General features: G+C 53.8%; 14 protein-coding genes and 1 riboswitch. Of the genes, 10 read left to right on the top strand and 4 right to left on the bottom strand.

Features of this window, described 5'->3' with window-relative positions; translation table 11 throughout:
• Nucleotides 1-7 precede the first annotated feature (7 nt).
• The 9 genes from ET810_RS10970 to ppk2 all read left to right on the top strand — a co-directional run bounded on the left by ET810_RS10970 (nt 8) and on the right by ppk2 (nt 6568).
• Entirely contained in the window at nt 8-967 is a 960-nt protein-coding gene (locus ET810_RS10970) for a 4-(cytidine 5'-diphospho)-2-C-methyl-D-erythritol kinase (RefSeq protein ID WP_087453661.1), read from the top strand.
• 13 nt (nt 968-980) lie between these two features.
• Nucleotides 981-2795: an ABC-F family ATP-binding cassette domain-containing protein gene (locus ET810_RS10965; RefSeq protein ID WP_134316038.1), complete on the top strand. Its 1815-nt coding sequence runs from the start codon at nt 981-983 to the stop codon at nt 2793-2795.
• Between the two features lie 48 nt (nt 2796-2843).
• Nucleotides 2844-3167, top strand: coding sequence for a putative quinol monooxygenase (locus ET810_RS10960; RefSeq protein WP_087453663.1), 324 nt, complete (start codon nt 2844-2846; stop codon nt 3165-3167).
• Between the two features lie 156 nt (nt 3168-3323).
• Nucleotides 3324-3761: a hypothetical protein gene (locus ET810_RS10955; RefSeq protein WP_134316037.1), complete on the top strand. Its 438-nt coding sequence runs from the start codon at nt 3324-3326 to the stop codon at nt 3759-3761.
• A gap of 157 nt (nt 3762-3918) precedes the next feature.
• On the top strand, nt 3919-4245 hold the full coding sequence (locus ET810_RS12865) for an RNA polymerase sigma factor (RefSeq protein WP_225870113.1): 327 nt from the start codon (nt 3919-3921) through the stop codon (nt 4243-4245).
• Entirely contained in the window at nt 4203-4433 is a 231-nt protein-coding gene (locus ET810_RS12860; protein ID WP_225870114.1) for an RNA polymerase sigma factor, read from the top strand. The genes ET810_RS12865 and ET810_RS12860 overlap by 43 nt, the downstream gene beginning before the upstream one ends.
• Nucleotides 4417-5382, top strand: a complete 966-nt coding sequence (locus ET810_RS10945) for a hypothetical protein (RefSeq protein WP_225870115.1) — start codon at nt 4417-4419, stop codon at nt 5380-5382. Before ET810_RS12860 ends, ET810_RS10945 begins: the two co-directional genes overlap by 17 nt.
• Nucleotides 5383-5503: 121 nt before the next feature.
• Entirely contained in the window at nt 5504-5659 is a 156-nt protein-coding gene (locus ET810_RS12855; protein WP_225870116.1) for a hypothetical protein, read from the top strand.
• Between the two features lie 45 nt (nt 5660-5704).
• Nucleotides 5705-6568: a polyphosphate kinase 2 gene (gene ppk2 / locus ET810_RS10940; RefSeq protein WP_087453665.1), complete on the top strand. Its 864-nt coding sequence runs from the start codon at nt 5705-5707 to the stop codon at nt 6566-6568.
• An 84-nt stretch (nt 6569-6652) separates the two neighbouring features.
• Here ppk2 and ET810_RS10935 read toward each other — a convergent pair whose 3' ends face one another.
• Together ET810_RS10935 and ET810_RS10930 are read right to left on the bottom strand one after the other, a co-directional pair.
• On the bottom strand, nt 6653-7363 hold the full coding sequence (locus ET810_RS10935) for a nicotinamide mononucleotide transporter family protein (RefSeq protein WP_087453666.1): 711 nt from the start codon (nt 7361-7363) through the stop codon (nt 6653-6655).
• 27 nt (nt 7364-7390) lie between these two features.
• A complete protein-coding gene (locus tag ET810_RS10930) occupies nt 7391-8215 on the bottom strand; it encodes a Cof-type HAD-IIB family hydrolase (protein WP_087453667.1) in 825 nt (274 codons plus the stop codon).
• A 185-nt stretch (nt 8216-8400) separates the two neighbouring features.
• Here ET810_RS10930 and ET810_RS10925 point away from each other — a divergent pair, with 185 nt between their 5' ends.
• Complete coding sequence (locus ET810_RS10925) at nt 8401-9471, top strand: enoyl-CoA hydratase/isomerase family protein (RefSeq protein WP_134316036.1); 1071 nt, start codon at nt 8401-8403, stop codon at nt 9469-9471.
• Here ET810_RS10925 and ET810_RS10920 read toward each other — a convergent pair.
• Nucleotides 9468-10718, bottom strand: coding sequence for a DUF6882 domain-containing protein (locus ET810_RS10920; RefSeq protein WP_087453669.1), 1251 nt, complete (start codon nt 10716-10718; stop codon nt 9468-9470). The two genes, ET810_RS10925 and ET810_RS10920, sit on opposite strands and share 4 nt — an antisense overlap.
• Before the next feature lie 350 nt (nt 10719-11068).
• Nucleotides 11069-11235, top strand: a riboswitch (cobalamin riboswitch).
• 552 nt (nt 11236-11787) lie between these two features.
• Entirely contained in the window at nt 11788-13218 is a 1431-nt protein-coding gene (locus ET810_RS10910) for a glyceraldehyde-3-phosphate dehydrogenase (protein ID WP_087453670.1), read from the bottom strand.
• Between the last annotated feature and the right edge of the window lie 110 nt (nt 13219-13328).

Genomic DNA, 13328 nt, shown 5'->3' with positions numbered 1-13328 from the left:
GAAACCCATGGTAGAAGAGAATTCTGAGCTCACATACGGCAGGCGCATCACAGCGACAGCCCACTCAAAAGTGAACCTGCACCTTGGTGTGGGACCACTGCGCCACGATGGTTATCACGAGCTTGTCACCATTTTTCAATCCTTGAGCCTTAAAGACGAGCTGGAATGCGTAGAACTCCGAGGAACCGCTACCGATCAAACGCCCGGAATCGTAGCTGAGCTTGACGCTGGTGGAGCTGAAGGAGTTCCCACCGACGCCAGCAACCTTGCGTGGAAAGCTGCCAACATGGTCTATGCTTTCCATCGTTCTGGCGGCGGTCCGCCTCTTAACAAAGTACGGATGCATTTAAAAAAGGGGATTCCTACTGCTGGCGGTATGGCAGGTGGATCGGCCGACGCTGCTGCGGCGCTCCGGCTCATGCAGGAATACGTCACGGTAAAACCAACCGATAAGCAGCTACTTACTATGGCCAGCGCCTTAGGATCGGACGTTCCTTTTACTCTTTTAGGTGGCACACGACTAGGAACGGGGCGCGGAGAAAACCTGGTCCACGTCATGTCGCGAGGCCAGTACCATTGGGCGTTAGCTTTTTCCACGCAAGGCCTTAGCACCCCTGCGGTCTTTGCCAAGCTAGACCAGATGCAACGCACTCCGCATCTGTCCGTAGATGACTTGACTGCAGCGTTGATCAGCGGAGACCCGCATCATGTAGCCGAGCATCTGCACAACGATATGCAGCCCGCGGCACTCTCTCTTCAACCAGGTCTACGAAAAACCCTGGAGATAGGTAAAGCTTCAGGCGTATTGGCAGGGATTGTTTCTGGGTCTGGCCCCACCTGTGCCTTTCTTTGTCCAGATGCCCACAGCGCCGAGGACGTAGCTGCAGAGCTGCGCCTCGTAGGAGCATCCGCGACCGCAACCGGCCCGGCGTTAGGCGCAACCCTGTCCACCAAAACGAGCCCATAGGAAAAGGACACTAGTGGCAAACCTGATAAATCTGGAAAATGTCTCTAAATCGTTTGGACTTACCACTCTTCTCAAAGACGTGAGCCTGGGGATCCAAACCGGTGACCGCATCGGCGTTGTGGGCCTTAACGGTGGAGGAAAGACCACACTGCTGGAAGTGATCACCGGAATTGAGCCACCAGACTCCGGACGTGTGAGCCACAATTCCACTTTGCGCATGGCCGTGGTGACACAGCGGGCGGAGCTGGATCCTGAAAAAACCGTAGGCGATGTGGTTCTTGGCCCGTTGGGCCTCCAAACCTTTGAATGGGCGTCGAATGCTCAGGTGCGTGAAGTGCTCGGTGGGATTGGGGTCATCGATTTAGGCCTTGATACCCCAGTGGGGCAGCTATCAGGTGGCGAACGCCGCCGCGTGAATCTCGCAGCCGCACTCGTGCGTGACCTTGACCTCGTAGTGCTTGACGAGCCAACCAACCACCTGGACGTTGAGGGCGTTCAGTGGTTGGCAGAACATCTCCTTGCACGAAAGATAGCCATCGTCGTGGTCACCCACGACCGTTGGTTCCTGGACACCCTTGCTACTCAGACGTGGGAAGTGCATGACGGAACTGTCGATTCCTACGAGGGCGGATATAACGACTGGACCTTTGCGCGTGCAGAGCGTTCCCGCCAGGCTGATGCCATGGAGCAGCGCCGGCAGAGCCTTGCGCGGAAGGAGCTTGCCTGGCTGCGTCGAGGAGCCCCGGCGCGCACGTCAAAGCCGCGATACCGGATTGAAGCAGCTGAAGCCTTGATTGCTAACGTTCCTGAACTACGTAACAAGGTAGAGCTCATGGCGTTTGCTAAGCAGCGCCAAGGGAAAGTGGTTGTGGAGCTGGAAGATGCCACTATTGCGACGACTGATGGCAAAACCTTGGTGCAGGATCTCACATGGCGGCTCGCGCCGGGAGAACGCATCGGACTTGTGGGAGTCAACGGGTCGGGGAAGACCACCTTGTTGAGGGCGCTAGCCGGAGCCTATGAGCTCAGTGAAGGCAAACGCATCGAGGGACGCACGGTTCGGCTTGGTTGGTTGAAACAGGAGCTAGATGATCTGGACCCCACCCTGCGACTTCTCGACGCAGTGGAGGACGTAGCTTCTTATATCCAGCTGGGGAAGAAGGAGCTTTCCGCTTCTCAGCTGGCCGAGCGTCTTGGTTTTTCCGCTAAACGGCAACGAACGCCGGTGGGTGACCTTTCTGGTGGTGAACGCCGTCGTTTGCAGTTGACTCGGGTGCTCATGTCCGAGCCGAATCTCTTGCTTCTCGACGAGCCCACCAATGACTTGGACATCGACACGCTTCAGGAGCTTGAGTCGCTTCTTGATTCCTGGGCGGGCACTCTCGTGGTGATCTCTCACGATCGGTACCTTATTGAGCGCATTGCGGATTCCACGTGGGCGCTTTTTGGCGATGGAAAACTCACCAATCTCCCCGGTGGGATTGAGGAGTACTTGGAACGTCGTCAAGCTATGGCGGCTCGGGAGTCTCGCGGTGCTGTGGATCTGGGAAGCGCATCCGCTGGTTCTCAGGAAAATAAGGCCGCTCCTACGCGCACGTTGACCTCTCAGCAGGAACGGGAGATCAATAAGAAGATGGCGTCTGTTGAGCGGAAGATGTCCAAGCTTGATCCTCAGATTGAAAAGATCACAAACGCTATGGCGCTAGCCGCAGAAGCAGTGGATACTGCCAAGCTGACTGAGCTTGATTCCCAGCTGCGAGCACTCAATGAGCAGCGAGAAGAGCTGGAAATGGAGTGGATGGAGCTTGGCGAGCAGCTGGAAGCATAGTGCGGGACTTTCTGCAGACACGTGATCTGAGGGCTACACTGGGGCACCATGATTTTGATTAACGTGAAATTCCAGGTCCGCCCTGAATACGTGGATACTTTTCTTGATGAGATGCAGTGGTACACGGATGCGTGCCGTGCAGAAGAAGGAAACCTCTTTTTCGATTGGTTTAAAAACCCCGAGAAGGAAAATGAATTCTTGCTGGTAGAAGGCTTCAAAGATGGCACCGACGCTGCTCACGTGGAGTCAGATGCCTTTAAGAAGGCTTGTGAGGAGACCCCTAAGTGCCTCATTGAAACCCCGGACATTATCAATGTGCACATTGACGGCAAGACCGACTGGGACAAGATGGCGGAGTTCCGGGTGGAGTAGCCTGTGGCAGAAGCCTCCTGTTGAAGCGGTAGCTGTGGCTACCGCTTTTTTTAAAAAAAAACTGCATTGCTGTGTAATGCACAGCCGGTTGGAGTCTACAAACATAGTAGATGCGGAAAAAGGCTTCCGCAGTATTCTGTGAATGGAGAACCCACTATGTCAAAAGCTTTCCTAGGTATTGCGCTTAGTGCTGTCGTTGTAGCAGGACTATCCGGAGGTGCACTTATCTATCACAACACACAAAACTCGACTGCGGACGCCGTTGCGTATATGGATGCGCCAGCCGTGACCGCAACTTTTCCCATCACCATCGATGGGTTGTTAAAGCCCAATAGCGAGATTATGATCGCAACTCCATTCCTTCCTGGCGACACAAAAGCAACGACTAAAACTTCTTTTGGCGTAGAGACACAACTTAGCCCAGCGGCTGATATGGGCCAGCTCATCGGATATATTACGGCGCCGAACGTTATCGGTCCGGGACCGGCGGAAGGCCATCACACGGTCACCGTGACCTGTGAATCTGGGGTAAGCAGTACTGCTACTTTTCCGGAATCCGGGAACGGTGCTTCAGTGACCCCAGTTGCTCTCTAGGAGAAAATGCCCGCGTTCTGTCAAGATGCATTGGAAAGCTTGTTTATACGGTGAAACGATCCGAGGAGTTCTTTTATCCCAGCTCGTACATACATGGGGTGGCACACGTGCGATCTCAGGGACACGGTGAAGTATTGCCGTGGCCTACGGAGATGACATGACTACGCAGTACAGGCGCGAGGCTTTTAGCGCGACGTATCGCAGCTGTTATTCCGCAGTGCTGTCTTATATACGGCGGAGGACAGACGGCGACAACGCAGAAGACCTGACTGCAGAAGTGTTTACGCGAGCCTGGAATCGGTGGGACAGCAGGAAAGGTGCGGACCTACCTTGGATGTATGGAATAGCACGCAACGTGGTCTTGGAGCACTATCGCGCACGTGATAAAATGCGGCGATTGAAAAAGCTGTGCAAGAAGTTTCCTCGGGCTTTTCTACACCGATGCACGAAGTCGATGCACGTTTTACTATCTGCGCGGCTCTAGAACGTTTGAACCTATCCGATCGCGAAATACTTGCGTTGCATGCGTGGGAAAATCTGGATCCTGCGGAAATAGCTCAAGTTCTGGGAATATCCGCTAACTCTGCTCGAGTCCGGCTGCACCGTGCCCGCCATCGACTTGCGAACCTTTTATACAGTACTTCTGGTAATTCTCATGGAGAGTGCTCATGACTCGCGATTTTCATCCCCGGGGTTTCCCCGACGAACAACTGGCTCGGCAGCTCTCGGATGCTTTGAAAAAGCAGATCCTGCGCCAGACCATGGCTATCAGGCGCTTTCAGAGGCAGAAAAGGCCACCGCAGAACACAACCTTGCTCGCATCATGCAATCTGAAGGCACCGTTGGCTCCAACGTGCGTGAACTATGGGGTAACAGACAACGCAGGTTTATTGCTGTGGCAGCCGCGGTCGTTCTGATCGCTGCCGGCGGTCTATTCCTGCCCAGCCTCATCGATACCCACCCGGCGCAGGCTTCTGCCGCAGAAGTTTTAAGAACAGCCGCGGTTAGCGCAGGACAACAGCCAGAAGCTGCAGCTGTAGCAGTGACTAGTAACGATTATTTGCGTCGAGTGGACAAGAACGATTCAGGGGAAGTTGTCACTCAGTATGAGGTAGCTCCGTCAGGGGAAGTCACCCCCACAGTCACGGTTAAGGGCACTATCGACGCCGCCCTCACCGCCATTGCAGATAATCCGGCCCCGGTGGTCTCACCGGAGAGTGTTAATACTCGTCCTCTTGAGTCGTTGATTCGAGAGACTTTTGGCAGTAGCGATGGAGACAAAGTTCGTGGTGCGTTATCCCTTTTGCTAGTTCCGGGTGTACATAGTCACGTTAAGCAAAAACTTTATGAGTATTTGGCGGGTATTCCCGGTAACGAGCTCGCCCATGTTAAGTCTTCGCAGACCGGAGTGCGAGGCGACGATGAAATCGTATCGGTTATCAGAGAACACGATCAGCTGAGCTTTGACCTCCTACCGGCAACCGGTCAACTTGTTCGCGTCACTGGTTTATATGCGGGGGTGGAAACCACCGTTGATGCTGCCGGAATTCTTGATTGCGTTCGGGTGAGCGGTCTTGACGGCCCAGAACATCTGACGTTGAGCTGCGCCGACGGGAACTAACTACACGATCAATGATATTTCCTGGAATAAGTGGGGAGGAGAACAGGCGATAGGGCGCGGCACCGCGTGGGTTAATGATTGCAAAGAGACGTGTGCTGAAGGAAAGTTTCATAGTTTCCCTGTGACTCTCACTGTGCACGATAAGCGTCGGTGTGGCTACAACCTGGATGTTTATACAAAGCTGGATCTGGATTATGGAAAACAAGAATCAGCACCAGACAATGAGACTATTCCGATAACCTGCGCAGCAGATTTTATTAACCAGGAAGAACACTGATTTTTATTGCACACACTGTAGCCAGAGATCAGTATCCTGGATCACATGGCAAAAGAACGCGCAGAAGAGAAGACCACCAAAGCTCCCAGAAAACTCTCTAAGAAAGCCTACGAGAAAGAACTCAAAAAGCTGCAGGCTGAACTTGTAGATATGCAGCAATGGGTAGTGGAGACAGGCGCTCGCGTCGTAGTGATTATGGAGGGACGCGACGCCGCGGGTAAAGGATCTGCTATTAAGCGGATAACGCAATACCTGAATCCCCGCACATGCAGGATTGAGGCTCTTCCCGCGCCTAACTCGCGAGAACAAGGGCAATGGTATTTCCAGCGGTATGTAGAAAAGCTCCCCTCGGCTGGAGAAATCGTTATCTTTGATCGCTCATGGTACAACCGTGCTGGTGTGGAACGAGTTATGGGTTTTTGTGACTCACAGGAGTACCGTCGCTTTTTGCATCAAGCTCCCATCTTTGAGCGACTTCTTGTAGAAGACGGCATTATGCTGCGAAAATACTGGTTCTCCGTATCTGATGAGGAACAGATTAAGAGATTTGAATCGCGCCGTAGCGACCCACTGCGGCGATGGAAACTCTCGCCGATGGATCTGCAGTCCATCATGCGGTGGGAGGAATATTCGCGTGCCAAGGATGAGATGTTCATTCATACAGACATCCCCTCAGCGCCGTGGTACACCGTGGAATCAGAAGATAAAAAGCGCTCACGCATCAATGTGATCAGCCATCTTCTTTCCACTATTCCTTATGAAAAAATTGATCGACCGCTGCCCGATATTCCTCAACGTCCGCCGCAGGATAAAGACTATGTCCGGCCACCACGCTCCGACTTCCACTATGTCCCCGACGTAGCCGCGAAACTAGAAGAGAAAAAGACAAAGCGTAAAAAGAAGAAATAGTCTGCCTTTGTCTTTGCTAAGGCATTCGCGCTTATATCGCACCGACGGCAAGCTTCCACCAGCCGTCGGTGCTTTTTCATGGCACTAATGGATAGACGCGGGGCGGAACTGAACCTTGAGCCACACAAAGAATCCCCACAGGACAAAGGCCCCATAGACCAGATACAAGATGGCTGAAGGATAGTAGCCTGCAGCGAGTAGGAGAGGGACGCCCACAACATCGACCCCGATCCAGATAAGCCAGAATTCCGTCCAGCCGCGGGCCATCCCATACGTGGCCAGCATCGAGCCGGTGAAAATCCATGCATCGGCCCAGGGGCCCCAGGACCCAAGGGCGGTAAAGACCCACGCGAAGAAAACGGTGCCGACGACGGCTACCCCCACCATCTTCCAGCGCTCTTTGCTGCTCGCCCAACGCGGCTGAACAGCAGAAGACTCCTCGGCAGGTTCGCTCACAATGGAACGTGAGGGGTCTGTTTCGGTCGATTCACGCATGCCACGTTTTTTAGCCCGAGACCATTGCCACCACCCGTAAGTGCTCACTATGAGGAACATAATCTGGCGGCCAGCTTGCCCGTATAGGTCTAAGTTCTGTGGAGTGTGAAAGACTCCTCCCAAGAAGACCGTGAACAACAACAGATTGCCCACTATCCCAATTGGCCACGCCCAGACGACGCGTTTCATGCCCCCATATGCAGAAGCCAAGCCAAAGAGGTTACCGATGATCTCGCGCCAGAGAATGGGGACTCCGCCGATGATGAGGGTGGCGTCGAGAAGCTGTGATAGAGGGTTCATAGTAGGAGGAGGGTTCCTTGGTCTCGCCTAGGCGCTAGGGGTGCGGGCTTCCAGAGCATCGAGGATGCCCGATACCACGTGGATCACGCCCTCATCCGCATGGGAGGGGGCCACCGCATCGGAGATGCTTTTGATCGTTGGATGGGCGTTATCCATGGCGTATGAGGTGCCAGCTGCTTGTAATAGGTCAAGGTCGTTGAGGAAATCACCAAATGCGAGGGTATCGCTCATATGGGTGCCAGTAGCTTCCGCGAGGGCCTGTAAAGCGACTCCCTTGTTGGCCTCGGGGTTCATCACGTCAATCCAATGACGGCCAGAAACCACCACGTTGAGTTCTTGGGCTGCTGAGCGGATAAGCGGGGCTGCTATGGATTCCGCATCAGCCTCGGTAAAGATCGCCAGTTTAACTACGGTATCGTCAACATAAGAATGCAGGTCATCGACCTGTTCTAACCGTGCGTAGTAGCGGATGCTCTCAGCCAAAAACTGTTTGTGCTTTTTATGTTTATGCATAAAGGCGCCGTCGACGCGGCAGAGGATGAGTCCCCAGGGGAGATCCGTGGCATCCATCATTGCAATGACTGTGTGCGCCAGGTCCCGATCAATGGTGGTGACAGAAACAATGGACCCCTCGTGGTAGACAACGGTTCCATTTTCAGCGATCACGGAGAGCCGCTTGGAGCTGCGCTCAAATTGATTCAGAAGCGTATACAGTTGCCTCCCGCTTGCCGGAGCAAAAATTATCTCTTGCTCATGCATCCGTTCGAGGAGCGGCCAAAAAGACTCGGGAATTTCATGCTTGTGATTGAGCAGAGTTCCGTCCATGTCCGTGGCGATAATGCGAGGGGTCATCTGTTCCTTCTAGCGTTGTTGAACCGCATGACTGCGTCTTTGCGGGACTGCGGGCATACAACCCGCATAATGTGCGTTAATAGCCTACCACTGACTACGACCACACACATTGTCGCCGTCGGCCTGTAGCACCTGATCGGAAAAATCTGCTGCAATTATTTAAGTGATGTGCAACACTGGGGGTTATGAATGCAATGGACAGCACATACCGCAATCAGGAAGTAGTCAACGTCTACGTGGAAAACACCACGGGAATTATCGAGCTGAATCGGCCCAAAGCCCTGAACTCTTTGAACCAAGAAATGATTGATCGGATCGACCAGGCCCTAGACGCATGGTGGGATGATGATGCCGTCCATAGAGTTGTTGTGTATTCCACCTCAGAAAAGGCGTTTTGCGCTGGCGGTGACGTGCGCACCAGCAGGGAACAGATTCTCGCGGGCAAAGGGTGCGCAAGTGACCAGTTCTTCGCCGACGAATACGAAATGAATAACAACATTGCGTTGTTCCCCAAGCCCTATATTTCGCTTATCGACGGCGTAGCTATGGGCGGAGGACTCGGAGTATCCGTGCACGGCTCCCACCGCGTCATTAGCGAGAAAGCTTTTGCTGCGATGCCAGAGATGGCTATCGGATTTAACCCCGACGTGGGGGTTCCCTTTATGCTTCAGCGGATGACAGGCCTCAAGGGCTTTACCTCGCTGCCCCTAGCCAATTTCCTCGTCTTAACTGGCTGGCGCATGAGTCCCGCAGACATGATGTGGGCAGGAGTGGCGACCGACTTTGTGCCAAGCGCTGCATTTGCTGAGTTCCGCGAAATGATAATCGCTGAATCCCTGGATGAAGCTCTGGAAGCTTTTTCCACAGACGCGCCGGGAGAATCGGAACTAGAAAAGCTCTACCCCAACATTGAGAAAACCTTTAACTTTGACACCTGGCCTGAAATTGAGCATGCCCTAGGCGCACACCCTGACCGGGTATTTGCTGTTCAGGTCGCTGAATTGCTCAAAGGGGCAAACCCGGAGTCGCTTGTAGCATCCACCCTTTTGATGCGAGCATCAGCACTGTGCTCAACATTGCGGGAAGAGCTCGACCACGAAGTCGCTTTGGGTGAGCACATGCGCGCAAACCCCAATTTCGCAGAAGGGGTCCGCGCGGTGCTGGTAGATAAAGATAGAGAGCCTCATTTTGACCCCAAGGACACAGCGGCTGTTGACCCGGAGCCTTTTGAAAGAATCCTTGGGCTCTTTGACTAGTTCACCCCGACGATAGCTCCATTGGCATTGAAAGATACTAGTACGCTTCCATCCGAACAGCTGAGACGAAGCGTGTAGCCATCAAACGCCGATGGGGCGATGCCGCGGAAATGCGCATAGGTGGCAATAGCCCTCTGGGTATTCACCATGGACGCCAGCGGACAGCAGAGAGTGGCTGCGATAGAAGCTTTTGTTGCAGCTGGCAATTGGAGCCGGGGCGACTGCAATAAAAGCATGACGCGGCGACCGTCCGGCAGGGAAGCCACCGCGTGGACCCACTCTCGGAGCACGGGTTTTGCCACAGACTCAAGCGCGAGTTCTTGGGCGCGGTGCAGCGGGATGGGTTGTCCTAATAGCTCGGGTATGCCGTTGTCCATCGCGAAAGCCTTGAGGCCTAGTGCTCGCGTTACACCGGGGGAGTGCATGAGCTGTTCATCGTTCCACGCCCATGTCCAGTTGTCATCTACTACAGCCAGAATCGTGGCCTCTGCGGTCGCTGATTCTCCATAAGCAGATTTGATGGTTGCAGTAGCCGTGTGGGGATCTACGGCCACATGCGCGTCGGGATAGGTTCCCTCAAATAAAAGCTGATGTTCTGCGGAAACTAACGCTGCATCTGATTGGACGTCGGAGAGCGAGAGATTCTTGCCGTTCCATTCGGGGCAGCTTACTGTGCCTCGGGCGATATCTATGCACGCGGTCTCCCCATCGGGGGAAGAGACCTCAAGATGGCCGGAATTCTCGTGAAAACTGAGCCCTCGCTGGGCGGCGTACGCCAGGACGGCTCTTCGGAGAGCATCTGGGTCAGCTGCAAGCAGGCTGCCTAGCCCCACGGTTAATGCTGCAGGCATGGATAGATGAGGGAGAACATCGCTGAGGATGACCACATCCAACGCGCCGTCGTCGAGAGGCACTAAATATGCCGGCCCATTTCCGTTGAGGGTTCGTGCAGCTGCAACAAGCTCGTCGCTTGCCGGTTGCGTGAGGGAAAGCTCCGGGATATCAAACGTGTATTCCTGAGCCCATCTCCACTCACGCTCAGAATCAATATGGGCAGCTAGCACGCCCTCATAAGTATGTAGCCCATGCCGGGTATGAAATTGGACTTGATAACCGGTGGGCGTGGCATTGAACTCGTATTCGTGTACGTATCCGAGTAGTTGAGTGAATGCCTCAGAAATTTCAGCTTGGGAAATAACGCCGTCGACGATCACATCGTTGAAATGTGTGGGGGCAGGTAAAAACATTCGCAACAACCTTTCAAGATAGGGAGACACAGTGATGGATACGCCAAGGTGAAGCGGGGCGTTGTGCTGTCGAGAGGGATACTTCACGGGTACACAAGGGAACTACAGTGATTCAATTCTCCGCGAAAGGTGAATGATCTTTAGCTCATCCTAGCGAACCTAAGAAAAACAGGTCCGGTCAGGTAATGAAACCACTGGGGCTTGCGTACTCATGGCAGGGTAATGCGTTTACATACAGGACGTAGGGGAGCAAGAACGAACAGAAGGCACATAAACATCGGTGGGCGCTTTTAGGTGTGGTTTCCCACGATTTTTTTTAAAGTGGGTGCCCTTTGCGCGAAGCCTTGCTAGAGTGATGACTTAGCTGAAGCGATCGGGAATGCCGGTGAAAATCCGGCAGCGGACCCCGCCACTGTAACTGCACAAGAAAGCCTCGTGTTCTCACTGCGCTAAGCGGGAAGGGAACAGGAATAATGGCAGCAGTAGCCAGGAGACCGGCTTCAGCACATGTACATCAGGCTTGCGGGGATTCGAGCCCAGAGAGAAAGCAGTATGCAATTATGCGCTTTAGCGTGGTTTCTAAGGGATTGAACCGGATACGGTTCTCCCATCGATACAGTCCGCCGTGGGGACATAAGACTTTGTTGTCCGTTTCCTTATAGAACTTCCCTGGTACAAGGGGTAGCTGGTTTTAATCCCAGATGAGGTTTTGGGATATAAAGACGGCGTTCACCCGCTCCTACATTGTAGTAGGTTTCTTTTCCTAGAAGAAGGTGAAGGTCTCCCCGTAGTTGAGGTGTGGAAAGATGTCAGCTTTTCACACGTGGCACAATCTCGGCTAGGGGATCTTGGGCACCGATCTTCATTCACTCTTTTGGGAAATAACGCTATACATAGGGCAATGGGGTTGAGGGCATGTGTTCATGTCTCGCAGCAGTCCTCACTTCTCGCGTGGCCGTGGCAGTCTGCGCGTGTATTGCTTGTATAGGGGCGGGTGGCGCACCATATAATTGAAAAAGCTAAAGGTGCGGACTCCTCGAAGTCCGCACCTTTAGCGCTTGTGTGGGGCTTAAATCTGATCTGAAGGGATACGCTCTGGGAGAACCTTGGGGCGTGCACCAGCTACGTGCTCGACGATACGGATAACCTGGTTTGAATACCCGAACTCATTGTCGTACCAGACATAGAGCACAAGGTGCTTCCCATTCGCAATGGTGGCAAGGCCGTCGACGATGCCTGCATGGGTGCTGCCTACAAAGTCGGAAGATACGACTTCGGGGGAGTTGATATAGGAAATTTGCTGACGCAGATCCGAATGCAGCGCTACTTTGTCCATGAGCTCGTTGACCTCATCGCGCGAGGCTTCCTTCTCTAGGGTGAGGTTGAGCACCGCCATGGACACATCGGGGGTGGGAACGCGGATGGAGTTGCCGGTGAGCTTGCCTTCGAACTCAGGGAGAGCCTTTGACACTGCCTTTGCGGCTCCTGTTTCCGTTAACACCATGTTCAGGCCAGCAGCGCGCCCGCGACGAGCTCCCTTATGGAAGTTATCGATCAGATTTTGATCGTTAGTAAAGGAGTGCACGGTTTCTACGTGGCCGTTTTCGATGCCATAGTGATCGTTGATCACCTTGAGGGTAGGCGTGATCCCGTTGGTGGTGCAGGAAGCCGCGGTGACAATCTGATCAGAATCGGAAATGTCATTGTGGTTGATGCCATAAACAACGTTCTTGAGGTCACCCTTGCCTGGGGCGGTGAGGATGACTCGTTGGACACCTTTGGCGCTAAGGTGCTGGCTAAGACCTGCGCGATCACGCCAGACTCCGGTGTTGTCCACCACGATGGCGTTGTTGATGCCATAAGAGGTGTAATCGATGGTGGCAGGATCATTGGCATAGATCATCTTGATTGCGGTGCCGTTAGCCCAGATGACTTCATTGTCCTCATCAACCGTGATGGTGCCGTTGAATGCTCCGTGAACGGAATCGCGTCGTAGCAGGGAGGCGCGCTTGATGATATCGCCGTCGCCTTTTTTACGAACCACAATGGCGCGGAGTCGGACTCCGCCATGGGCGGCTTCGCGTGCGATAAGGATTCTGGCTAGGAGACGGCCAATCCGGCCAAAGCCGTAGAGCACTACGTCGGTAGGCTCCTGCCCGGATTCGGTTCCGATAACTGAAGCAAGCTCAGAGGAGAGGAATTGTTCCAGTTCGCCACCCTGTTCGCGATAAAGCACGGCGAGGCGGCCCAGATCGATTGAGGCGGTTCCCAGGTTCAGGCGTGCCACTGCTTCCAGGATTGGGAGAGTATCGGCGGGCGAAAGCTCTGTTTCTGTAGCTAGGCGTGAGTAGCGGTGTGCCTTGATGATGTCGATGTCGGTGACGTCGATAAGCAACCGGCCAAAGACGGAGACAACCACGTTGTTGTTGCGGTGTAGCTGCCCGATTAAGGGAAGCATCTTTTGTGCGGATTCGAGCTTATCGTTCCAGTCCTGTGCCATGGGAGGTAGAGGTCCTTAAGTAGTGTCGAAGTGTGAAATCGAGCGGCGACATTCAAAGCAGTCGCACACCCCCGCAATGTTAGTGAAAGAAGCGGGTAGGGCAGATATTT

The organism is Corynebacterium silvaticum (genome assembly GCF_004382825.2).
In the GTDB taxonomy this organism is placed as follows: Bacteria; Actinomycetota; Actinomycetes; order Mycobacteriales; family Mycobacteriaceae; genus Corynebacterium; species Corynebacterium silvaticum.
This window is presented reverse-complemented; position numbering and strand designations above follow the sequence as displayed.

Excerpts from the sequence above, each read along its gene's own strand:
- ET810_RS10910 (WP_087453670.1), bottom strand. The coding sequence starts at position 13,218 with ATGGCACAGGACTGGAACGATAAGCTCGAATCCGCACAAAAGATGCTT.
- ET810_RS10930 (WP_087453667.1), bottom strand. The coding sequence starts at position 8,215 with ATGACCCCTCGCATTATCGCCACGGACATGGACGGAACTCTGCTCAAT.
- ET810_RS10955 (WP_134316037.1), top strand. The coding sequence starts at position 3,324 with ATGTCAAAAGCTTTCCTAGGTATTGCGCTTAGTGCTGTCGTTGTAGCA.
- ET810_RS10920 (WP_087453669.1), bottom strand. The coding sequence starts at position 10,718 with ATGTTTTTACCTGCCCCCACACATTTCAACGATGTGATCGTCGACGGC.
- ET810_RS10935 (WP_087453666.1), bottom strand. The coding sequence starts at position 7,363 with ATGAACCCTCTATCACAGCTTCTCGACGCCACCCTCATCATCGGCGGA.
- ET810_RS10945 (WP_225870115.1), top strand. The coding sequence starts at position 4,417 with ATGGAGAGTGCTCATGACTCGCGATTTTCATCCCCGGGGTTTCCCCGA.
- ET810_RS10970 (WP_087453661.1), top strand. The coding sequence starts at position 8 with ATGGTAGAAGAGAATTCTGAGCTCACATACGGCAGGCGCATCACAGCG.
- ET810_RS12865 (WP_225870113.1), top strand. The coding sequence starts at position 3,919 with ATGACTACGCAGTACAGGCGCGAGGCTTTTAGCGCGACGTATCGCAGC.
- ET810_RS10925 (WP_134316036.1), top strand. The coding sequence starts at position 8,401 with ATGAATGCAATGGACAGCACATACCGCAATCAGGAAGTAGTCAACGTC.
- ET810_RS12860 (WP_225870114.1), top strand. The coding sequence starts at position 4,203 with ATGCACGAAGTCGATGCACGTTTTACTATCTGCGCGGCTCTAGAACGT.
- ET810_RS10960 (WP_087453663.1), top strand. The coding sequence starts at position 2,844 with ATGATTTTGATTAACGTGAAATTCCAGGTCCGCCCTGAATACGTGGAT.
- ppk2 (WP_087453665.1), top strand. The coding sequence starts at position 5,705 with ATGGCAAAAGAACGCGCAGAAGAGAAGACCACCAAAGCTCCCAGAAAA.